The organism is Olleya sp. R77988 (assembly GCF_044594215.1).
Taxonomy (GTDB): Bacteria; Bacteroidota; Bacteroidia; order Flavobacteriales; family Flavobacteriaceae; genus Olleya.
The window spans coordinates 2127501-2151795 of sequence record NZ_CP138988.1; the positions used below are offsets into that span (position 1 = coordinate 2127501).

The window sequence follows — 24295 nt, forward strand, 5'->3', positions numbered from 1 at the left end:
ATATGGTGTTGTACCAGATGCTGCAATACCTATCACTACGTCTTTATTTGAAATTTCATGTTCTGATAAATCTTTCCAGCCTTGTGTTGTTGAGTCTTCAGCAAATTCTACTGCTTTTCTAATAGCGATATCTCCACCTGCTATTAAACCAAGTACTAAGTCAAAGGATACTCCAAACGTTGGTGGACATTCTGATGCATCTACTATACCCAACCTTCCACTGGTTCCTGCTCCTATATAAAACAATCTTCCTCCTTTTTTTAATTTTAAAACTATTTGATCTACTAAGCTTTTTATTTGTGGTATTGCTTTCTCTACTGCATGTGGAACTGTTTTGTCTTCATTATTTATATTTTGAAGCAATTCTGAAACTGACATTTTTTCTAAATTATTATAATTTGAGTCAGATTCTGTAGTTTTTATAAATTCCATATTTTAATGTTTGCACTGTTTTTGCGTTAGCGATTGAGCGGTTTGTTTGAGCTCCTCGCAGAGAGCGAGTAGTGAAAGCGCGACCCTTGTGGTAATGCCCAAATTATTTATTCTACAATATAAGTAAATTGATAAGCTTGTGAAACTCTAAAATAGCCTAAAGGATAATTATCGGGATTGGTTAAATTTATGCAATTACCTCTAACTGTTGCTGGTTGTGTCTGAAAAGGACCACCTCCATCTTCTGAAGATTGAGCTAATAATATTGTCATATATTGGTAAAATTGATCTGAAATACCATAGTTGTTTATTGTTACTTCATCTGATGATTCAAGGTCTTCTTCTGAGTAGAAAGCAAAAATCTGATTACCATCTGTAAACTGATCATCATATACTTCTAAAACTGGTATTTCTGGAATGTTACTAAAAAACTCATAAAAATAATAGTTTTCAATATTTTCTGGATCTGTGTAATAGGCTTTTAACTCTATATCTTCTCCTGAAAAACCACCTTCGTTATTTTGCTCTATATAATCTATTGGAGTTACTGATGTTAGTATTTCTGAACCAACATAAGTATCGTCTTCATAAATAATTGTAAGTGTATATTCTTGATTTAGTACAGGAATAAAATTTGAGGTTATGTATACTCCTGTATTTCCTTCTTCTGTAAAATTAAAACTATTTCCGTTTGTGTCTTCTACAATTACTATTGCATTATTTGCAGGTGGAACTTCAGAATCAAAGAATGGAGCAGTTAAAGAGAGTTTTATTTTTTGTTGACTTCCATCTGTACCATCAAACCAATTTAATGAGGCTTCAATAACTAGTTTTGGGTCAGAAGTTGGGACTTTTAAATCTATGACATCTTCACAATTAAAAAGAGTCATTATAATTAATATATACAGTGCTTTTTTCATCTTCTAAAATTTAAAATTATATGAAACCAATGGGATTATTCCAAAAATGGCTAATCTAGTTGCTTCATTATTACCTGTCATCCTGTTTTCTCCAAAACTAATTGATGCTGCATTACGACGGTTGTATGCATTATAAACACTAAATACCCAGTAACTTTGCAATCCTTTAGTTTTTTCTGGTTTTGGTGTGTAATTTGCAGAAAAATCTAAACGATGATAACTTGGTAATCTATCTGCGTTTCTGTTACTATAACTAGGAATACTTATACCATTATATACGTATTGGCCATTAGGATAGGTTGTTGGTTGCCCAGTTTGAAATAAAAAATTTGCATTAAATTTCCATTTATTATTTAGCTGATAGCTTCCTGTAAATGAAATGTCATGTGTCTTGTCATAAGCAGTATTATACCAATTACCATTATTTAAACCAATTTCTGTAGGAGTGCGACCTGGTGTTTTTTGTTCAGACTTTGATAGTGTATAGGCTAACCAACCTTTAAAGCGTCCTTCGTTTTTTCTTAAAAGCACTTCTAATCCATAAGCTCTTGCTTCTCCATTTAATATGACTTGCTCAATTGCATTATTTGCAATTAAGTCAGCACCATCTATATAATCTATTCTGTTTTGGATGGTTTTATAAAAACTTTCTACTTCTAAAGAGTATTTATCATCATTTAAACTTTTAAAATAACCTACTGCAACCTGATCTAATAGTTGTGGTTTTGTGTATTTTCCACTAGGTGTCCATACATCTAAAGGTGTTGGTGATGTTGTGTTTGATAATAAATGCAAGTATTGTGTCATACGATTGTAACTTGCTTTTACAGACGTATTTTCGTTAAGTTGATAAGCTAAAGAGACCCTAGGCTCTAGGTTTGCAAAACTTGTTATAACATCACTTCTATCATAAGTTTCTGTTCCTGTTGGTGTTGCTTTTTCATAAATCTGAAAATCATCATTAAATAGTACTGCTTGATCATTTTCATATATATTTAATTCGTCTTGACCTAAACGTAAAAAAGAACTTAGTCGTAATCCATAACTTAAATATAGTTTTTCGTTTATTTTGTGTTCTGCATCAATGTAAATAGCATTTTCAAATGCATATTTATCTATTAATTTAAATGAATTAATTCCAGATGTTGGAGTAGATGGTTCAATTTCGCCAGGATTAAATTTATAATAAATACTATTTAGTCCATATTGTAATTTAAATCCATCTGAAGCATAATGTTTAAAATCATATTTAAAGTTGAAGTTTTGAATTCCGGAATTCCAATCAAATTCAACAAAATTTAATTTTAAACCATAGTAGTAATCTGAATATATTAAGGACATATTTGAAAATAGCTTATCTGAAAATAAATGATTCCATCTAAAATTAACAACTGAATTTCCATAAGTATTTTCAAAACTATCAGCGATACTAAATACATCACGACCAAAATAACCAGATAAGTAAATACTATTATTATCATCTAAATCATAACTTAGCTTAGTGTTTAAATCATAGAAATATGCTATGTTATCTATATCAAAAAGAGGTAAAAATAAATGTGCATAACTACTACGACCACCAAATAAGAAAGATCCTTTATCCTTTTTTAATGGACCTTCTGCTAATAATCTACTAGCAACAATACCAATTCCACCATTCATATGAAACTCTTTACTGTTTCCTTCTTTTTGATAAATATCTAAAACTGAAGATACGCGTCCTCCATAACGTGCAGGAATGCCACCTTTATATAATTTTAAATCCTTAATGGCATCAGGATTAAAAACCGAAAAGAAACCAAATAAATGAGACGAATTAAATACAGTAGCCTCATCTAATAAAATTAAATTCTGGTCTACAGCTCCACCACGCACATTAAATCCAGAGGATCCTTCACCAGCATTTGTTACTCCTGGTAAAAGGGTTATTGCTTTAATAACATCTGCTTCTCCAAGTACTACAGGTATTTCTTTTATAGTTGAAGAGCTTAATGCATTAACACTCATTTGAGGTTTTTTAATGTTTAGCTTTTCTACATTTTCTGTAATAATGACTTCGTCAAGGTTTTCAAAAGATTCTTCTAAACTAAAATTTTTAGTAATGTCACTTTCCAAAGTTATGGTTTCGATTATATCAGAAAACCCTAAATAAGAGATGACGACTTTATAAGTGCCTTCTGGTAAGGTGATAGAGTAGAAGCCATACTCATTAGTGACTGCTCCAGTGTTTAAATCTGGAATAATAACATTAACGCTAATTAAAGATTCGTTACTACTTGCTTCAGTAATTTTACCACTTAGCGTAAATTTTTCTTGTGCTATAATTAGTGATGAGCTAAATAATAGAAACGCTAGTAAAACTTTGGATAGTTGTTTCATTTTTTGATTTTGATTAAGTAAAAATAAAAAAAAAGCTCCCTAATTGGGAGCTTTTAACATATTCTTAATTAATGATTTTTAGATGCTTTTTAACAGATCATTTAATAATAAAATTGGTTGCATTGCTTGAGCTGTTAATGTTTGGTTTGGAGAATAGTAACCTTCTATATCTACTGCCTTTCCTTGGATATCATTTAAAGCTTTAACAATAGTATTTTCTTCAGCTTTAAAGGCTAAAGCAACTGGTCCAAATTGTGCTTTTAAACTTGCATCAGTGTTTTGGTTTGCTAACGCTTCTGCCCAATACATTGCTAAATAAAAATGACTTCCTCTATTATCTAACTCTCCAGCTTTTCTTGAAGGTCCTTTTTTATTTTCTAATAATTTTTCTGTTGCATCATCTAAAGCGTCACCTAAAACTTTTGCTTTTGGATTGCTGTTTACTTGACTAAAATGCTCTAAAGAGACTGCTAATGCTAAAAACTCTCCTAAGCTATCCCAACGTAAATGATTTTCTTTTACAAATTGTTGTACATGTTTTGGTGCAGATCCTCCAGCACCAGTTTCAAATAAACCTCCACCATTCATTAGTGGTACAATAGATAACATTTTGGCAGATGTACCTAATTCTAAAATTGGAAATAAATCTGTTAAATAGTCACGTAATACATTTCCAGAAACCGATATTGTATCATCTCCAGCTTTAACTCTTTTTAAAGTAAACTCTGTTGCTTTAATTGGAGATAAAATATGAAGTTCTAAACCGTCAGTATTATGATCTTTTAAGTACGTGTTTACTTTTTTAATTAGTTCTGCATCATGTGCTCTGTTTTGGTCTAACCAAAATACAGCAGGAGTTTCAGACGCTCTAGCACGTGTAACTGCTAATTTAACCCAGTCTTGGATTGGTGCATCTTTAACTTGACACATTCTCCAGATATCTCCAGTCTCAACAGTATGTTCAATTATTGTATTTCCGTCTACGTCAATAACTTCAACTTTTCCATCTGCAGTTATTTCAAAAGTTTTGTCGTGTGATCCGTATTCTTCAGCTTTTTGAGCCATTAAACCAACATTAGGAACTGTTCCCATTGTTGTTGGGTCAAAAGCACCATTTTGTTTACAAAAATCTATAGTTGCAGTATAAATCCCTGCATAACTACTATCTGGTATTACTGCTTTTGTGTCTTGAGATTTACCATCTGTATTCCACATTTGACCAGAATTTCTAATCATTGCTGGCATTGAGGCATCAATTATAACATCACTTGGTACATGTAAATTTGTAATACCTTTATCACTATCTACCATCGCTAATGCTGGATTTGCTTGGTATGCAGCATCAATATCTGCTAGGATAGTATTACGTTCTGCTTCAGATAATTCGTTTAAATTACTTAATAAATTTCCAAATCCATTGTTTACATCTACTCCAATTTTTTCAAAAGTGGCACTATGTTTAGCAAAGACATCTTTAAAGAACACACGTACAGCATGACCAAATATAATTGGGTCTGATACTTTCATCATGGTTGCTTTCATATGTAAAGAAAACAATACGCCTTTATCTTTAGCGTCTTGTACTTGCTCTTCTAAAAATGCTAATAATGCCTTTTTGCTTAAAACAGTTCCATCAATAATTTCGCCTTTTAAAAGTGCTAAACCATCTTTTAAAACTGTTGTGTTACCACTAGTATCTGTATGTTGTATTTTAACAGAAGTTGCTTCTGCTAAAGTTACAGACTTTTCATTATGAGCAAAGTCTCCAGCAGTCATTGTTGCTACATGAGATTTAGAGTCTTTAGACCACTTACCCATAGAGTGTGGATTCTTTTTTGCGTAGTTTTTTACAGCTTTAGGCGCACGTCTGTCAGAGTTACCTTCACGTAATACTGGGTTTACAGCACTTCCTTTTATTTTGTCATAACGCAGCTTTGCGTCTTTTTCTTTATCGTTTGTTACTTCTTCTGGATAATCTGGTAACGCATATCCTTTGGCTTGTAATTCTTTTATTGCAGATTTTAATTGCGGTATTGAAGCACTAATATTTGGTAATTTTATAATGTTTGCTTCAGGTGTTTTTGCTAAATCTCCTAAAAATGCTAAATCGTCAGACACGCGTTGGTCTTCTGTTAAATAATCAGGAAAAACCGCTAATATCCTTGAAGCTAATGATATGTCTCTAGTTTCTAATTCTATTCCAGAGGATGCTGTAAAGGCTTTTACAATTGGTAAAAACGATCGTGTTGCTAAAGCAGGAGCTTCGTCTGTAATTGTATATATAATTTTTGGTGAATTTGACATAAATTTAAAGTGTATGTTAGTTTGTTTTTAAGCTTGGCAAAGATACAAAAATTAGAAGATTTTTTAAAGCGAAAACGTTTACTTAACGTCTATATTTTAGGGATTAGAATAAGAACTAGTCTTTTTTACGGAATTAATAAAAAACAGAGCCTATTTTAAGAAATATGAATTTTATATGCATCTAATAGGCCTTCAATTTGTGTTCTTGAAAATTTTGCGCCTCTTATTTTATTGTTTTCCGGATTTATAGAGTAGTGGGTTGCAGTTGTAAAATCTACTTTTTCTAGATTAGTGTTTTTAAAAATAGCACGTTTTAAATCGCAATTGTTAAAGATACTGTTTGTAAGATTAGCTTCTGTAAAGTCTGTGCTTTCAAAATTAGAGTCTTTAAAAGCTGTTTTGACTAATTTGACTTGATAAAAAGATGAAAAACTAAGTTGACAGTTATCAAAACTAATAGATAATAATAATTGGTTGCAGTCATTAAATAGTACACCTAATAATTTACAGTTTTTAAAATTAACTTCTTTAAAAGTTGTGTCTTTAGTTTTGCAATTGCTTAAATCACAGTCTATAAAAGTACATTCTAAAAATGTAACGGAAGACAAATATGCATTATTAAAATTACAATTGATGAATGTACAATTATCGTATTCTACTTTTGGTAGCTCTGTTGTTGTGTAATTTTCGCTTTTAAAAGTTTTATCAACTATAAAGGGTAGACTCATTATTATAATTTAGGTAAAGATATGTTTTTTGGTATTTAAGAAAAATTTAGACATCTAGTATTTTGTTAAAAATACTATCTAGTTTTTGATAGATTCTAATAAATAATAGTTTTACTAAAATACAAAAGCCATAACATAATAGACTAAACTACTGTTGTTATGGCTTTTTTGAATTAACACATTCTTGACTTATTTAGCTTTCGCTAAATCAATCCTAAACTAGGTTTAGCATCTTTTTGGTACAAGACCTTGTTAAATCAATAGTACATTTGGGTGTAACTTTCAAAATGTATTGACCTGTTACTAAATGTACATAGAATTGTTTTTCTTGATGATTTAATCTTTCAGTTTTCATTTTCATGATAACCACTGTCATTAAACATTGTTTTTTTCAAATACTCTTGCTTTCGCGCCTTTATTTTACTTAAAACTTTCAACTTTACTAGTTAGTTCCTGCAAGCATGAACTACTTTTTAAAATTTCATGATTTTTAAATTAACACGACTACACATGCAATTTTCAAAACCTCAAAAAACAATACAACTAAATCAAATCCAATTATTAATTGAAACCAATATTACTATTGTTATTAATTGTTTTACTAAAGTATATCTTTTTATTAAAAATGCAAATATTTTAAGCGATTAGATATCAACTAGTTATAAACCATAGTTATTAACAAAAGTTAATAACCAAAAAAGCCTAACTTAATTAAGTTAGGCTTTTTGTTATGTTTAAAGGGGAAGAAATTATTTTCTTCTAGCTTCTTTAATTCTGGCTCTTTTACCAGTAAGACCTCTAAAGTAAAAGATTCTTGCTCTTCTAACTTTACCTCTTTTATTAACTTCAATTTTTTGTAATGCTGGTAAGTTAACTGGGAAGATACGCTCTACACCAATTGTTCCAGACATTTTTCTAATTGTAAATGTTTCTGAAGATCCTGATCCTCTTCTTTGGATCACTACTCCTCTAAAAAACTGAGTACGTACTTTTTCTCCTTCTCTAATCTCGTAGTACACAGTAATTGTGTCTCCTGCTGAAAATTCTGCGAAGTCCTTTTTTGTTACAAATTCGTCTTGTACAAATTTTATTAAAGATTCCATCTTTATATAATTTTAATGATTGATTCAGAACAACATTCACGTATCTCGCCAGAGGTTAATCCGAAATTGGGTGCAAATATAGGTAAAAAGTTGAAACTAAAAAGTTATAATCTTGAAAATTTACTTGTTTTTTGAAGTCTAAAAATGACTTATATTAAAAAATGTTCTCAATACATTTTGTTCATGCTTAACAAAACACTCTAACTGACGTGCTAATTAGTCTTCCAATAAATCTGGACGTCTGTCTTTTGTACGTTGATAGGCTTGGTCTTCTCGCCATTTTTCAATGTTTGCTTTATGACCAGATAATAATACTTCTGGTACTTCTAATCCTTTATAGTTTCTGGGTTTTGTGTAAATTGGAGGAGCTAATAAATTGTCCTGAAAACTATCTGTTAGTGCAGAGGTTTCGTTACCTAAAACACCTGGAATTATTCTAATAATAGCATCGCAAAGTACAGCTGCACCAAGTTCTCCACCAGATAATACATAGTCTCCAATAGATATTTCTTTAGTGATAAGTAACTCGCGTACACGCTCATCTACACCTTTATAATGTCCACAAAGGATAATAATGTTTTCTTTTAAGGATAAATGGTTGGCAATTCCTTGGTTTAAGGTCTCTCCATCTGGTGTCATATATATTACCTCGTCATAGTTACGCTCTGACTTAAGTTTGGTAATACATTTGTCTATTGGCTCTATAGACATTACCATTCCAGCTCCACCACCAAACTGTGTGTCGTCAATAGACTTGTAGTTGTCTGTGGTATAGTCTCTTAAATTATGAAAATGTACTTCGACCAATTTAGCCTCAATAGCACGTTTTAAAATAGAGGCTTCAAACGGACTTTTAATTAATTCTGGTAAAACGGTTATAATATCAATTCTCATTTACTTGCTTTATAGTTTGCAAAGATAAATGAAATGTTTGGATGGTTGAATTGATTTTTTGGGATGGTTCGTTTAACGGTTTTGTATAAGATTAGTTGCGTGGTTTAGCAACGAATTTAGCAAATACAAACCGAATAGAAAATCCGCGAGGATTTTCGTTAGTAGGCTCGTACCAAGCAATTAATTTTATACGTTGTTACCACACGTATTTTATTTACGAAATCCAAGTTCCCTCAATTTTATCTATTATCCATTTTCCGCTGTCATTTTTCTTGATAAAAATTCTAAAGCCACTTCCGTTTAAAATTCCCATAGTATAACCTCCATTCAGCACGCCAGTATTTTTAGTTTTGTCAAATATTATTCCACCAAAGTGAATGCTTGCTGCAATAAAAAAGTCATATTCAGTTCGCCAAAATTCACGTCCATTTGGGAATTCCGAGCGATATTTGAATTTAATCTTTTCATTGTTTGATTTCAGTCTATTAAGGTCAATTTTATATTTTTCAAATCCACCAATAGAATCAGAAATCACTAAATATATTAAAGCATTATCTCTTTCCAGAAAGTCTTTTTTTCTTTCCCATTTTTTAATATCGTTTTTATACTTGTCAGTTTGTTTATAGTCCTGAATTCCTTTGTCAATATCGTTTTTATATTCTTCTTTTTGGAAAAATTCGGGCGGTGGCGGTGGTGGTGGGGCTAGTCTTTTCTCGTAGTAGATTGAATCTAAAATAGCAGGAAATACTTCGTAGAAAACGTTTTGTTCAAATTCCGTTTCACTTATGACTTTTTCTTCTTTACAATTCCAGAAAAACAAGGTCAAAATCGAAAAGACGAATATTGATTTCAGCGTTTTTTTCATATGTGTGGTAACGTATAGATAAGGAGAGTTTTCAATTCTCTTTATCGAATGTTAAACGAAGTTAGTTGTTTTTTCTGACAAAGTCAAGTCTTATTTTTTTAAAAACTTATACCTAAAGTAGCTTAATCTACTTGTTACAAACTCGGTTTCTTGTCTTGATAAATGATCTACAATAATTTTTATTTTCCACCCTTTGGAGAACGATAATACTAAATAAATAAAATTGCCTCCTGTAGAGTCACTTCCTACATTTACACTATCGTCAATATAGATTTTTGTTAGGTGTTGTGTTTTTCGTTTTCTAACGAAAGGTAAAAAGCCATGTCTTACTTTAATACCATTTTTGGAAAATACTATTGTTGTTTTTGTGTGCAAAAAGACAGCAAAAAATATAACTAAAACTAAAATAGTACTTAATACAATTGGAGATGCGTTTTCTGGTTGACGATATAATAAAAAGCTAATAACAAAAATTGAAAACCCAAATAGTAAGATCCTTAAAAAGGTGCTAGTATTAAGCTTTAACCTATAACCTGGAATGGATACTTTATAGGCATCATCTAAATTGGTAATCTTTACATCAGAGCCTTTTAGTATGTTAGGGTTATGCATTAATGTTAGTTTTATATAGATTTTAAATCTTCATTTTTCATCATAGATTGTAATACAAAAGCAATAACCATTACAATTGCACAACCTACAAAGTTTAACCATAAAAATGGAAGGTTAATAATATCAAATTCATCTAAAAGATATAATCCAATGACTAAAACCTAAGTAATTAAAGCAGCTACAAATACTGCATTTGCTTTAATGTATTTAAAGAAAAATGCTAACAAGAAAATACCCAATACATTACCATAAAAAATAGAACCTATAATGTTTACTAATTGTATTAAGTTTTCAGCTAGATTAGCAACGCAGGCGACACCAATTGCTATAATTCCCCAAAGTAATGTAAACCCTCTAGAGGCTTTTACCATCTCTTTGTCTGTTTTTGGACCAACTCTGTGTTTGTATAAATCTATAGTTGTTGTGCTTGCTAACGCATTAAGCTCTGATGCTGTACTTGACATAGCTGCACTTAAAATAACTGCTAATAATAAACCAATTAAGCCTTTTGGTAAGTTATTAAGTATAAAATGAATAAATACATAGTCCTTGTCATTGCTTTCTACTTTTACACCTTTTGCTTCTTCGCCAGCTTTTTTAATTAAGTTTTTTGCATGTGCTCTTATCGTGTCACTTTGCGCATTATAACTAGCTATTAAGTCTTGGTTTACTTTTCTGTCAGCATTTACAAACTCTGTAATAGTTGCTTTTTTAAGCTCAAAAACATTTTGTTGTTTTAGTTGAAGTGATTTATAGTCGTCTGCATATTTAGAATTTAATACAATGTCTGTTGCTGTTGGATTAAAATTAAGTGGTGCTTCATTAAACTGATAAAATACAAACACCATAATACCAACCAATAGAATAAAAAATTGCATCGGAATTTTTAATAAGCCATTAAAAATCAGACCTAAACGCATTTCTTTAACAGATTTACCAGATAAATAGCGTTGTACTTGGCTTTGATCTGTACCAAAATAGGAGAGCATTAAAAATGTACCACCAATTAATCCAGACCAAACTGTATATCTGTTATTTAAATCAAAAGAAAAATCGATCACTTCCATTTTACCACTTGCTCCAGCAATGTCTAGTGCTTTTTTAAACGTAATGTCGTCTGGTAGTTGATTTAATATTAAAATAAAAGCAATGACCATTCCTGTAAAAATGACCACCATTTGATGCTTCTGTGTCACATTTACTGCTTTTGTACCACCAGATACTGTGTAAATAATTACTAAAACACCAATAATAATATTTAGTAGTAGTAAGTCCCAACCTAAAACTGCAGATAAGATTATTGCAGGAGCAAAGATGGTTATTCCTGCAGCTAGTCCACGTTGTATTAAAAATAGAATAGCTGTTAAGGATCTTGTTTTGCGGTCAAAACGGTTTTCTAAAAACTCGTAAGCTGTATAGACTTTAAGTCTGTGATATAATGGTATAAATACCATGCAAATAACAATCATTGCAATAGGTAATCCAAAATAAAACTGAACAAAGCCCATTCCAGAATGAAAGGCTTGTCCTGGTGTACTTAAAAAGGTAATTGCACTTGCTTGCGTTGCCATAACAGACAACCCAATAGTCCACCATTTACTATTACTACCACCTTTTAAAAAGTCTTTTACGTTTTTGCTTCCTCTGGTTTGGTATGTTCCATAAATGACAATGGTTAATAGTGTCCCAATTAAGACAATCCAATCTAATGTTTGCATAATTAAAACAGTTTAGTGATGATGTAAAACGCAATAATATAAATAGCATTAGCTACTAGTAATACTGTGTATAATGGTTTCCATTGATATTTTGGTTGGTCTTGCATGTTTTAGTTTTTTAATCCATTATCCTTTTTAATATCAGACTTTCCAATACTTAGCATATTAGCAAATAGTCTGTAAGCTCCAGAAACGCCTGCTGGAAATTCTCTAAAAAAGCTTAGTCCTGTATATATATAATGTCCTTTTCCGTGTTTTGCAACTAATAGGCTTCCCGTTTTTGCAGTTTCGTCTTTGTCGTTCATGGATAGGATAGGTGTAAACTCTGACGACCATTCATTAGGAAAATACAAACCACGTTCTTGCGTCCAACCTTCAAAATCTTTAGTTGTTATTTTGTTTGGAAAATTTAATAACTCGTGGTTTGGTGCTAATAGAGTAACTTCTGCAGTCTCATCAGTGACTCTGTCTCTGGATAATTTTAAATTATAAGGTGTAATATTATCTACTTTTACACGACGATTGGTGTTGTATTGCACAATCATATTTCCTCCATTTTCAACAAAATTGAATAAAATATCTTGTTTAAATTTTAAGTCTTCGACAATGTTATACGCTCTAATTCCGACTACTACAGCATCAAAAGCACTTAGTCTTTCTGTAGTGATTTCCTCAGGTTTTAAAATTATTACATTATAACCTATTTGTTGTAGGCTTTCTGGAACAGCATCTCCTGCACCTTCAATATAAGCAATATTATCACCTCTTTTTTGTATATCTAAACGTACTACTTTACTTTGACTAGGTAATAATACAGTTTGGAAAGGTATATGATCGTAATCGATTTCTACTAACTCTTTACTATACGTTTGGTTGCCAATATACACTTTAGGTATCATTAATCCTTCGCTTTGATTTTTTGGAGGAATGACAGTAAATACCAAGGTTTGTTCTTGTCCTTTATTGTCTATTACTATTTTTTGTTTTTCTGGAAAAACCGACCATCCTTTTGGATGTGCTATTTTTACATAACCTTCTAAATTATCTTGTCCAGCTTTAACAATTACAGGAATGTCTTTTTGTTGGTCGTTTTCAAAAATAATTACCTTTTGGTCTATTTTTACTGAGGCTTTTGGAATGATTTCAAAAGGTCTATATAATTCGCCTTTATCTGGTTTTGAGTAACGGTAAATTAAGTTTTTAGTAATAGTAATAGGTTGTCCTTCAATTTTTAAATTGAAATCTACTGTGATTGCTCGAGGTGATTCAGGCTTGCCTATTAAGCTTTTATCTGCCACTTTATACATGCCTAAACTTCCTTTTTGGTTTAACCAATATGGAGAGGTTGGACTTAGATTGCTAGGAATTGTGATTGTTTCTTTAAACGTTTCTTTGGTGTTATTTTCTAAATTAATAGCTTTTGAAATTACACTGTTTTTAGATGAAATTTTATAAGATTCTAAATGTATAGTTGCATTACTTCGGTTTAAAACCTCAATATTAACGTCTATAGTTTGCCCAGCACTACTTGTTGGTGTGCTTGCTGAAGCTTCAAGATATAATCCTGCACATGCTTCAATTATTCTATTAATTTCTAGTGTTTTTTGATCTTTCCATTGTAAATCATCTAAAGATTGTATTAATGCTTTTGCTTTTAATAAATCTTTTAAATGAATGGAAGGATTCTGAAAGTTAAAATGGTTTTCTATACTTTTTAAAATAAGTCCAATTTTTTCGCCATTTTCAACACGTGTCCAAGTGGTATTTATACCATCAAAAAGATTGGATTTGTCTTTAGGTAAATCTCCTTTTATTAATTCTACCCATTCGGTTTGGCTTCCTCTGGTTGTTAATCTACCAAAACCTTGACATAAATGCTTACTACTTGCTAGTGATGCAACCTCGTTATTAGATAAGCCTAACGCTGGATAGTAGACACCAACGTCAAAACTTAATAAGTTGGTTTTGTCTGCCTCTTCAAATTTTTCTTTACTACCATAAAACCACCAAGAGGTGTTAAAAAACTCGCGTTTTGGTTGCCATGTTCCGTATTGTTTTACTTGTTCAGGAAACGCATTTTTATCGTTAGCCAAGTCAAAAGCTTCTACACTTAACATTGCAGAACTTGTATGATGACCATGTGTTGTTCCTGGAGTACGATGGTTAAAACGGTTAATAATAATATCTGGCTTAAATTGTCTTATTGCTAAAACCACATCGCTTAGTACTTCATCTTTATTCCATATTGCTAAAGTCTCGTCTGGATGTTTTGAGTAGCCAAAATCGTTTGCTCTAGTAAAGCGTTGCTCTCCACCATCTGTACGTCTTGCTGCTAATAACTCTTGTGTGCGTATGACACCTAGTAATTCCCTTAATTCTGGTCCAATTAGGTTTTGTCCACCATCACCACGTGTTAAAGATAAATATGCAGTGCGCGCTTTTACATGATTAGACATGTAAGATATTAATCGTGTATTCTCATCGTCTGGATGTGCTGCTAAATATAAAACCGAACCTAAAAAATTTAGTTTTTTAACTGCTTCATGTATTTCTGACGCATTGAGTTTTTCTGGTTGTTGTGCTTGAATTTGAGCAGAAAACACTAATGTTAATAGGAGAGTGGCTAGCTTTTTTGTCATTGTTTACTTTTGATTTGTTCCTGTTGTTTAGGAATAGAATCAAATATAAACAATCGTGTTTTTAATTAGTGGAATTTAAGATTCTTTAACTTTCAAGGTTTGTATTAAGGTTTTGCTATTCTTCTTCAAAGTAAGTAGAATTTATCATTTCTTGTATTCTTTTTTCGTATAGTATTTCATTAATAATATTTCCTAATTCAATAACAATTGGATAATCTTCTTTTAGTTTTATTATTTCTTGTTGACTTAAATCGCAAATGGATTTGGCGTTTTTTTCTTTAGAAATATGTTCTAAAGCATTTAAATAACCTTCAGAAATATTATAAATTACGTTGTTGATTATTGGTTTACTTAATCCGAAAGAACTACTAATCTGTATAATGTTTGATTTGTTAAATTGAAAAGGAAATCTCTTTTCGATTATTATAGCAATACTATCAGCATTCTTTAATTCTAATTCAAAAAGCATTTGATTATCTGCATTTAATTCTATTGTAGTCGTGCTTCTTGAACAACTATACATTCTGCACATTGCTATAGATTGTACTTCAATTTTACGATTGTTAAAATGATTATTAAATATAATGGGTAAATCGCATAAATCATCTAATTTGAATGAGTCCTTTAATACCTGAATATGTTCTTTTGGGTTAATATTCAAATCAAAATCAAACGTTGGCAAGTCTTTATTTGGTGCTAACAGATACATTTGATTGTCACAAAGCGTGTAAACGTCTTCCTTGGTTTCAGTTTTACAACTTAACATTAAAAATAGAATACAAATTATGTAAAAAGTATTTTTCATATGGAAGTAAAACAACAAAAATAAAGCCAATTAATTTACAACCATTTTTTCCGCTTAAAATAAACTAGCATTCCAACTAATACAACAATCATTACTATCCAAACTATGTAGTAACCATATTTGTATTGTAACTCTGGCATGTTTGCAAAATTCATCCCATAAATTCCAGCAATAAAGGTTAATGGTATGAATATGGTTGCAATAATGGTTAGTACCTTCATTACTTCGTTCATTTTATTACTAATGGTTGTCATGTACATATCCATTAAACTCCAAATCATTTCTCTATAAATATCTAAAGTTTCTGTGACCTGAATGACATGGTCATAAACGTCTCTAAAAAAGTGAGTGGTCTTTTCTTTAATTAATCCGTTTTCGTTTTTTTCTAATCGATTAATTATTTCGCGAAGCGGAAAAATAGCACGTCTTATTTTTAAAACTTCACGTTTAAGATTTTGAATTTGTTGTGCTATCTCTTCTTGAGTTAAGCCAGTAAACAAATCGTCTTCAAGGTCCTCAATCTTATTACCCATAGTTTCGATTATAGCATAATAATGATCAACAATAGCATCTATTAAAGCATATAGTAGGTAATCTGCTCCTTCTGACCTTATGCGTCCTTTTTTAGTTTTAATACGTTGTCTAACACTATTAAAAACATCTCCTTCGGCTTCTTGAAAGGTTAAAACGTAGTTTTTTCCTAAAACTAGACTGACCTGTTCTGATATGATTTTTTCAGAATCATCATAATACATCATTTTTAGGACTATAAAAATGTAATCTTGGTAAGTGTCTATTTTTGGACGTTGCGATGTGTTGACAATGTCTTCTAAAATTAATGGATGTAATTTATAATGGTTACCAATGGTCTCAATTTCATTAACAAAATTAAGTCCGTTTAAGTTAAACCAGGTTACAGTCTCTGAATCTTTAAAACGAAAAGCTTCTTCAACCGAGTCTAAATCTCCTTCTTTATAGTCTTCATTATTATAATCAAAAACATGAAGGTGTAATTTGTTACCTTCTTTTGCTCCAGTATATATTAATGCACCAGGTACTTGACCTATTTGTTTTTTATAATTCTGGGTGCGTTTTTTTTTAGCGTTTTTAGGCATAAAATTTACATTCTTTATTTTTAGTTTAAAAAACAAAAACTTTTGTTATTAAAATTACAGTTTTTAAAATACTTTAATAGATAAAAAAAGAGTTTTATTAAAACACTGTTTTATTATATAACATAAAATTTATACTAGTTAACAATAGCTTCTAACGTTTGATATACCAAATGTGTTGGCATACCAACCACATTAAAAAATGAACCTTCAAGATTAGTGACACCAATTTGTCCAATCCATTCTTGGATGCCATAAGCTCCTGCTTTGTCCATTGGATTGTATGTATTAACGTAATGCCAAATCTCTGCATCTGTAAAGGCTTTAAAGGTTACTTTTGTCACTTCGTTAACGGTTTGCTTTGTGGTAGTTGTACTAAAACATACAGAGGTTATTACATCATGTGTTGTATTGCTCATAGATTTTAGCATAGTAAATGCTTCGTCTTTAGTTTTTGGTTTTCCTAATGCTGTATTATTATGCCAAACTATGGTGTCGCTTGTTACAAGTATATCGTTAGCTTCTAATTCTTCAAGAAAAGGTTTTGCTTTTAATTGCGCTAAATAATCACTTATTTCTGCGTGTTTTAACTCTGGTGGATAGACTTCGTCGACTTCTTTTAAACGGATTTCGAAATCTAATTCTAGATCTTTAAAAAATTGTTGACGTCTTGGAGATCCAGACGCTAATATTAAGTGATAGTCTTTTAATTTTTCTTTAAGCATAGGTCTAAAATAAATATACAACCATAGATAGCATACCTAATAGCATAACTATTTTAAGTAAATTACTAATGATTTTAAAGTCTTTTTTGTGTTCTGCAGTAAACAATTTAATTGTAATATATATTAATGGCGCAATTACTGTAATTATAAAATAGAGTACTACTACTTTACGCATATATAAATAGGTAGCTAAATAGTATACTAAAACTAAGATAGAAACTACAGTTAATCCAAATGCTATTTTAGCAGCTCTGTCTTTACCTAAAACTATTGGTAGTGTTTTTAATTGTACTTTGTAATCTCCATCTACATCTTGGATGTCTTTTACAATCTCTCTTATCAATGAAATTAAAAAAGCAAATATTGCGTAGTCAAATAGTACCTCAAACATAGAGGATTGTAAAAATTGATTTTGAGGTGTTATGGCTGGAAGTAGCTCGAATATTCCAACAATCATCAAGCTTAATCCAACAAGTAGACTTATTACAATATTACCGACCAATAAAATTTGTTGCAAAAAAGAAGCATAAATATAGAGTAGTGCAGCTATAATGACAAAAATGGCAAAAAAGCTACTTCTATCTACTATATGTGATAAGTAAAAACCTAAAACCACACCAATAACTGTAAAAGTCATATAGTAGGTGTAGCCTTTTTCTTCCGTAAGGTATTTGCCTATAATTTGTTTATTAGGTTTATTGATAGCATCTGCTTCAACATCAAAAATATCGTTAATAATGTAACCACCAGCTGCAATGCATACTGTAGAAAGCACTAATAATAGAAACTGAAAATGAGTTAACGTTGTTGACACAAATAGCTGATTAGCGTCTATAAGCATGCTTAGAGAAGGAAACAGTGTGTATTTTATTAATACTTGCACTAATGCAATTAGTAGCAGATTTTTAAAACGGATAAGTTGTAGTAGTTTCAAAGTTTTTATATTGTTTTTTTATTTAAATAAAACACCTTCCATCATTTTGATTGAAAGGAGTATTATCAATATTAATAAGACTAAAGTCGAAATAATAACAAGACTATTTTTTTGTTTAGCGTGTTTTCTGATTTTATTTTTTATTTCTTGTTTTTCTAAAGCAGAAAGTGTTTTGGTTTTATAATCTGTTTTAAATTGTTTTTGACTTTCTGTATTTAATTGATTTTTTATTTTAGAAAACGCATCCTTTGGTTTTTGATTAAATATCGAAGGGTTATTGCTTGAGCCAATGTAACCAAAACCTGTGTTATGTCTTCTTTTATTGCGTTTCAAAAATTATTTTTTCATTGTAAATGGTAACCAAATATCAATTATACTGTCGGGACTTTCAGTAGTTATTTCTCTCATTTTAAAAGAGTTTAATCCCGTTTTCATGATACGCTCCTCTTTTATTGGGTCATCAAACCAAATATCAAAAGTAACTTGACCTTGTGGTGTCCATTTGTTGTCTTGTAAGGCTATTAAAATTAAACTTTTAAAACGACTAGCGCAAGAGGTGTAATATTGTCCTAACTCCATAATTCCATCTTCATCAATATCAGCAACAGGAAAGAAAAAATCAGTACCTAAACAACCTACATCAACACTAACTCTTGGAATAGTCTTATCCGTAAATAGTATTGAGGCTGCTTCTTCAACATCTCCAGTTTTGCCAATGTATAATTCTGGGATCACTAAAATAGAATCATTTATACCATCATTATTAATATCTCCTAAAGATTTTAATGTATTATATTTTTCAATATCCTCTTTTAAATAAGTCGTTATTACAATAATTGATGTATCAATTAAGCTCTCTTTTATTCTAGGATGAATTTTCGGGTTGTTAAGTAGTTCTTTTTTAATCGTAACATTCTCCCAGTGGTCTTTCCAGTTTGGAGTATCCTCCTTTTTACAAGAAAATAGGAGTGTAATTACTACTGTTAAAAGGATGTTTTTCATTTAAAACGTTTGTGCATCAAAATCGCTATCCCATTTGTTTTGGACTTTCATGACTTGTTCTATAACGTCGCGTACACAACCTTCGCCACCTAATTTATGCGATATATATTTTGAGACACGCTTAACTTCTGGTACAGCATCTTGTGGGCAACTAGATAAACCAACTAATTTTAAAACAGGTATATCAGGAATATCGTCTCCCATATATAATACGTTTTCAGCTTTAATTTGGTTGTCATTTAAATACGTTTCAAACTGCACTATTTTTTGATGCGCACCTAAAAACACATCTTTAATACCTAAATGGTTTAATCTTGTACGAACCCCTTCATTAGTTCCACCAGAAATAATACAAACATTAAATCCATGGTTAAGCGCTTGTTTCATAGCGTAACCATCCTTTACATTCATATGTCTTATCATTTCGCCAGAAGCAGTTATGGTAAGCATTCCGTTAGTTAATACACCATCTACATCAAATATTAATGTAGTAATTTGGTGTAGGTATTCCTTATAGCTCTTATCGTCCATGTGTGTTTTTTATTGATGAGGTTAATAGTTTGTAGATGTCTTTATGTTCTTCGTTATCTAATAACTTCAAATGTCTTTTTATTGTTTTTTTATCGTTTCGTTTTGCTGGTTCAGTTTGTGCTAAATATGGAGACACTTCTTGCACTTTTCTTGCAGTTTCAGTAATTAATGGTTTTAATATATCAAATTCGGCACCTTGTTTTTCTGTAATTTCATGTGCAATTCTATATATCTGATTTGTGAAATTATTAACAAAAACTGCAGCTAGATGTAAAGCTGGTCTCTGTTTTGGATTTACTTTGAAGGTTTTACAGCCTAAACTTTGACCTAAAATCTCTAACAGTTTAAAATCTTGTTTTCTTAAAGTTTCAATACAAATTGGTACAGTTGTAAAATCTAAATCTACGTCTTTACTAAACGTTTGTAAAGGATAAAAAACACCTCTAAAATGTTTCATGTCTATATCATACAAACTTGCACTTCCAGAAGTATGCACTACTAATCTTTTTTCAAAAGGAAGTGTTGTGCATAGCTCTTGTATTGCATCATCGCTAATAGCAACTATGTAAACGTCAGCTTCCACTAAATCACTTACAGTATCTGTAATATTTACTTCGTTTTTATAACGTTCGATAGTTTTTTTGTTTCTATTGTACCACTGGACAACTTCAACATTAGAAGCATTTTTAAAAGCGTTGTATAAATGTGTGGCAACATTTCCTGCGCCAAGCAAAACTATTTTAATCATACCGCTAAAATACTAAGAAAATACAGATTTAAAAGCACAAAGTTTTATCTTTGTATTAATGGGAAGAAAACAAATTTCAAACAGAGAAGATGTACAGCTTTTAGTTAATGAATTTTACATTAAAGTAAGAGCAGATAAGTTGTTAGGTCCTATTTTTAATGAAACTATTAAAGATTGGGAAAGTCATCTAGATCATTTAACTACCTTTTGGGAAACCAGTTTGTTTATTGGTAAAAAATTAGACAAAAAGTATGTTGGTAATCCTTTGGAAGCGCATGAAAAAGTGGATGCAGCTTTTAATAATAGTATTACTGAAAAACACTTTGGTATCTGGTTAAATTTATGGTACGCAACAATTGATGAGTATTTTGAAGGTGATATTGCTGATAACGCAAAGCGAAGAGCTAGAAAAATGGGAACTTTTATGTACTTAAAAATCTTTGAAGCCAGGCAGAATAAAAACAAGTAATTTTAACATAAGATTTGATGTTTTAGTTTAAACCTAAACAAACAAAATGTAGTATCTTTGCGCCAGCTAAAAAAGGCCTATTATTATGCAGAATAAAATTGCCAAAATCTTATTTTCTACACGTTTAACTTCTGTTTTATTTATCGTATTTGCTGTAGCGATGGCTACAGGTACCATACTGGACAGAAATATGGATACTTCTCCAACACCTTATACCAGAAACATGATTTATAATGCTTGGTGGTTTGAAGCCATTCTGGTGTTTTTTGTTATCAATTTTGTTGGTAATATTTTTAGATTTAGACTATTACGTAAAGAAAAATGGGCAACCCTAACATTGCATTTAGCTTTTATTTTAATTATTGTAGGAGCTGGTATTACACGTTATTATAGCTTTGAAGGTATGATTGCTATAAGAGAAGGCGAAACCGAAAGTGCTTTCTTAACTCAAAAAACATATATAACAGCTTACATTGATGGAGACTATAAAATAGACGGAGTTCCGCAACGGTTACCATTTGATGAAGAAGTCGATTTTTCTGGAAGAATGACTAACAGTTTTGATTATACAGCTAATTACAATAATACTCCTGTACATTTTGAATTAACCGATTTTTTTCTGGGAGCAGAACAAGATATTGTACCTGATGAAAATGGAGAAAATTACCTTAAAATAGTCGAAGCTAGAGGTAATGGTTCACATAATCACTTTTTAAAGCAAGGTACTGTAGAGAATATGCATAACCTTTTAATAGCTTTAGATAAACCTACAAAAGGAGCAGTAAATATTACTACAACAGATAAAGGGTTAATGATAGAGTCGCCATTTGATGGCGAATACCTGCAGATGGCAACCATGACAGAAGGTAAGCTAATAAAAGACAGCTTACAGCCTTTAATGTTACGATCTAGATATGTTATTGGAGATATGCAATTGGTTATTCCAAAACCAGTAATTAAAGGAAAATTTGATGTTGTAAAAAAATCGAAACTTTTAAAACAAGACGAAAATGCTGTAGTACTTAACGTGACTGCAAATGGAGAAACCAAAGTAGTGAAACTATTGGGAAGCCAATGGTCTAATAACCGTTTTAAACAAATAAAAGTTGGAGGTTTAGATATAGCTTTAAAATATGGCTCTAAAGTTATGGAGCTGCCTTTTGAAGTAAAATTAAACGATTTTATAGCCGAAAAATATCCTGGAACAGAAAAAAATTATTCGTCTTACGAAAGCAAAGTAACTGTTATTGATAAGGAACAAGGCGATTTTGATTTTCATATTTATATGAATAATATATTGGACCATAGAGGATATCGTTTTTTTCAAGCCGATTTTGATAAAGATTTAAAAGGAACAATTCTGTCTGTAAATCATGATTTTTGGGGAACTTGGGTAACATATATAGGTTATTTTTTACTGTATTTTGGTATGATGGCTATTCTGTTTGCTAACCATACACGCTTTAGAGACTTGCAAAATGGGTTAGAAAAAATTAAAGATAAAAAAGCTAAACTATTGACTGTTTTAGTCTTGTTTTTTAGTCTTAGTGGTTTTGCTCAACAAGAACAGCATACAGAAAACGATGGACATGGCCATCAAAAATTAGTACAAACAGAACGAAAAGTCCCTACAAAATTTCAGATAGATTCTGTTTTAAAATCTAATGTTGCACCAAAAGCGCATGCAGATAAATTTGGACGATTAGTTATCCAAGATTTGGATGGACGTATGATGCCAATAGATACTTATGCGTCAGAACTATTACGTAAACTTACAAAGCACGAGGATTATGAAGGGATGACTGCAAATCAAGTCTTTTTAAGCATTCAAGAAAGCCCAATGTTGTGGTATAATGTGCCAATTATATATTTAAAACCTAAAAAATCGGACTCTATTAGAAATGTTATTGGTATTCCTAAAGAGCAAGAGTTTGCAAAGCTATTAGATTTTTTTACAGACGATTTTAAATATAAATTAGATCCTTACTTAGAGGAGGCGTCTGCTGTAAAATCTCAAACTGGAATCCAGAAAGAATTTATGGAAACTAATCAACGCATAAACTTATTAAGTAATGCTATTGAAGGACGATCGCTTAAGATTTTTCCAGTTCCAGAGGACGAAAACAATACTTGGATTTCTTCTTTTGAATATAAAAATGAAGGATATAACCAGAAAATAAATGACACAACTTATGGAAGTTTTATAGGTTCTGGGTTTGATTGGTATTTATACACTTTAAACGAGGCCAAAAAAACTGGAGATTACACTAAAGCAGAGAAGCTTTTAAAAGCTTTTAAAACCTCTCAAGCTAAAGTAGGAGCAGAGGTCATGTTAAGTGAAGACAAGATAAATGCTGAGGTTTTATACAATAGGTACGATGTATTTAAAAAGCTGTTTAGCTGGTACATGTATGCAGGATCATTGTTGTTTGTGCTTTTAATTTGGCAAATTTTTAAATCAACAAACAAGAGGTTAAACACAGCTGTAACGGTGTTTAAATTTATTATTCTTGGGTTATTTATAATTCATACTTTAGGATTAATAGCGCGTTGGTATATTTCTGGACATGCACCTTGGAGTGATGCTTATGAGTCTATGATATACGTAGCTTGGGCTACAATGTTTTTTGGTTTAGCATTTGGACGTAAAAGCGATTTAACTTTAGCATCAACCGCTTTTGTAACTGCAATGATATTAATGATTGCACATTGGAACTGGATGGATCCAGCAATTGCTAACTTACAACCAGTATTAAATAGTTATTGGTTAATGATACATGTTGCAGTAATTGTAGCAAGTTATGGACCTTTTACACTAGGGATGATATTAGGTTTAGTTACTTTAGTTTTAATGATCTTAACTAATAAGGATAACAAAGTAAAAATGGATCTTAATATAAAAGAACTGACTATTATTAATGAAATGGCTTTAACTGTAGGTTTAGTTATGTTAACTATTGGTAACTTTTTAGGAGGACAATGGGCAAATGAAAGTTGGGGAAGATATTGGGGTTGGGACCCAAAAGAAACTTGGGCATTAATTAGTATTATGTTATATGCATTTGTAATACATATGCGTTTGGTTCCAGGATTACGTGGACGTTGGTTTTTTAACTTAATGTCAATTATAACTTTTGGAAGTATAATAATGACTTATTTTGGAGTTAACTTTTACTTATCTGGATTACATAGTTATGCTAGTGGAGATCAAATAGTAAGTTTTAAATTTATTATTGGAACTCTTATTGGAGTCGCTATTTTAGGTTTCTTTTCTTTCAAGCAATATGTAAAGCATTATAAAAAGTAAAAGACATATTTTATAGATAAAAAAACGCACTAAATAGTGCGTTTTTTGTGTGTAATAAAATTAAATGT

The 24295-nt window shown here is 30.9% G+C and carries 21 protein-coding genes (1 of these 21 running past the window's edge); 2 read left to right on the top strand and 19 right to left on the bottom strand.

The window, feature by feature from the left end; genetic code table 11:
- From murQ to SJY17_RS09755, 19 genes are all read right to left on the bottom strand, one after another.
- Positions 1-432, bottom strand: partial view of an N-acetylmuramic acid 6-phosphate etherase gene (gene murQ / locus SJY17_RS09665; protein WP_397362352.1) — the 5' portion only. 387 nt of this gene lie to the left of the window's left edge; 432 of the gene's 819 nt are visible here — the first part of the coding sequence; it begins with the start codon at positions 430-432; its stop codon lies beyond the left edge, outside the window.
- Positions 433-539: 107 nt separating this feature from the next.
- Entirely contained in the window at positions 540-1352 is an 813-nt protein-coding gene (locus SJY17_RS09670; RefSeq protein ID WP_397362353.1) for a DUF4249 family protein, read from the bottom strand.
- A gap of 3 nt (positions 1353-1355) precedes the next feature.
- Complete coding sequence (locus tag SJY17_RS09675) at positions 1356-3731, bottom strand: carboxypeptidase-like regulatory domain-containing protein (protein ID WP_397362354.1); 2376 nt, start codon at positions 3729-3731, stop codon at positions 1356-1358.
- 78 nt (positions 3732-3809) lie between these two features.
- Complete coding sequence (locus SJY17_RS09680; RefSeq protein ID WP_397362355.1) at positions 3810-6035, bottom strand: NADP-dependent isocitrate dehydrogenase; 2226 nt, start codon at positions 6033-6035, stop codon at positions 3810-3812.
- Positions 6036-6190: 155 nt separating this feature from the next.
- Complete coding sequence (locus tag SJY17_RS09685; protein ID WP_397362356.1) at positions 6191-6763, bottom strand: pentapeptide repeat-containing protein; 573 nt, start codon at positions 6761-6763, stop codon at positions 6191-6193.
- 749 nt (positions 6764-7512) lie between these two features.
- Positions 7513-7866, bottom strand: a complete 354-nt coding sequence (gene rplS / locus SJY17_RS09690; RefSeq protein ID WP_397362357.1) for a 50S ribosomal protein L19 — start codon at positions 7864-7866, stop codon at positions 7513-7515.
- A gap of 216 nt (positions 7867-8082) precedes the next feature.
- Positions 8083-8760 (bottom strand): tRNA (guanosine(37)-N1)-methyltransferase TrmD, encoded by a 678-nt coding sequence (gene trmD / locus SJY17_RS09695; protein ID WP_397362358.1) that lies wholly within the window; start codon positions 8758-8760, stop codon positions 8083-8085.
- Positions 8761-8974: 214 nt separating this feature from the next.
- Positions 8975-9625, bottom strand: coding sequence for a hypothetical protein (locus SJY17_RS09700; protein ID WP_397362268.1), 651 nt, complete (start codon positions 9623-9625; stop codon positions 8975-8977).
- A 90-nt stretch (positions 9626-9715) separates the two neighbouring features.
- Positions 9716-10237 carry a hypothetical protein gene (locus SJY17_RS09705; protein WP_397362359.1) on the bottom strand — a complete coding sequence of 174 codons (522 nt, stop codon included), beginning with the start codon at positions 10235-10237 and terminating at the stop codon, positions 9716-9718.
- A 161-nt stretch (positions 10238-10398) separates the two neighbouring features.
- On the bottom strand, positions 10399-11955 hold the full coding sequence (locus SJY17_RS09710) for a sodium:solute symporter (protein ID WP_397362360.1): 1557 nt from the start codon (positions 11953-11955) through the stop codon (positions 10399-10401).
- 110 nt (positions 11956-12065) lie between these two features.
- Positions 12066-14594, bottom strand: coding sequence for a PIG-L family deacetylase (locus SJY17_RS09715; RefSeq protein ID WP_397362361.1), 2529 nt, complete (start codon positions 14592-14594; stop codon positions 12066-12068).
- Positions 14595-14709: 115 nt separating this feature from the next.
- Complete coding sequence (locus SJY17_RS09720; protein WP_397362362.1) at positions 14710-15399, bottom strand: hypothetical protein; 690 nt, start codon at positions 15397-15399, stop codon at positions 14710-14712.
- Positions 15400-15434: 35 nt separating this feature from the next.
- Positions 15435-16514 (bottom strand): magnesium/cobalt transporter CorA, encoded by a 1080-nt coding sequence (corA, locus tag SJY17_RS09725; protein ID WP_397362363.1) that lies wholly within the window; start codon positions 16512-16514, stop codon positions 15435-15437.
- A gap of 134 nt (positions 16515-16648) precedes the next feature.
- Positions 16649-17236 (bottom strand): Maf family nucleotide pyrophosphatase, encoded by a 588-nt coding sequence (locus SJY17_RS09730; RefSeq protein ID WP_397362364.1) that lies wholly within the window; start codon positions 17234-17236, stop codon positions 16649-16651.
- 4 nt (positions 17237-17240) lie between these two features.
- Positions 17241-18170: a geranylgeranylglycerol-phosphate geranylgeranyltransferase gene (locus SJY17_RS09735; RefSeq protein WP_397362365.1), complete on the bottom strand. Its 930-nt coding sequence runs from the start codon at positions 18168-18170 to the stop codon at positions 17241-17243.
- A gap of 18 nt (positions 18171-18188) precedes the next feature.
- Positions 18189-18503, bottom strand: a complete 315-nt coding sequence (locus tag SJY17_RS09740; RefSeq protein ID WP_397362366.1) for a hypothetical protein — start codon at positions 18501-18503, stop codon at positions 18189-18191.
- A 3-nt stretch (positions 18504-18506) separates the two neighbouring features.
- Positions 18507-19172, bottom strand: a complete 666-nt coding sequence (locus SJY17_RS09745; RefSeq protein WP_397362367.1) for a hypothetical protein — start codon at positions 19170-19172, stop codon at positions 18507-18509.
- A complete protein-coding gene (locus tag SJY17_RS09750; RefSeq protein WP_397362368.1) occupies positions 19173-19703 on the bottom strand; it encodes a KdsC family phosphatase in 531 nt (176 codons plus the stop codon).
- Positions 19693-20451: a Rossmann-like and DUF2520 domain-containing protein gene (locus tag SJY17_RS09755; protein ID WP_397362369.1), complete on the bottom strand. Its 759-nt coding sequence runs from the start codon at positions 20449-20451 to the stop codon at positions 19693-19695. Before SJY17_RS09755 ends, SJY17_RS09750 begins: the two co-directional genes overlap by 11 nt.
- A 58-nt stretch (positions 20452-20509) precedes the next feature.
- Between SJY17_RS09755 and SJY17_RS09760 the strand changes: the two genes are divergently transcribed.
- Together SJY17_RS09760 and ccsA are read left to right on the top strand one after the other, a co-directional pair.
- Positions 20510-20920 (top strand): group III truncated hemoglobin, encoded by a 411-nt coding sequence (locus SJY17_RS09760; RefSeq protein ID WP_397362370.1) that lies wholly within the window; start codon positions 20510-20512, stop codon positions 20918-20920.
- Positions 20921-21005: 85 nt separating this feature from the next.
- Positions 21006-24227, top strand: a complete 3222-nt coding sequence (gene ccsA / locus SJY17_RS09765) for a cytochrome c biogenesis protein CcsA (protein WP_397362371.1) — start codon at positions 21006-21008, stop codon at positions 24225-24227.
- Positions 24228-24295 lie beyond the last annotated feature (68 nt).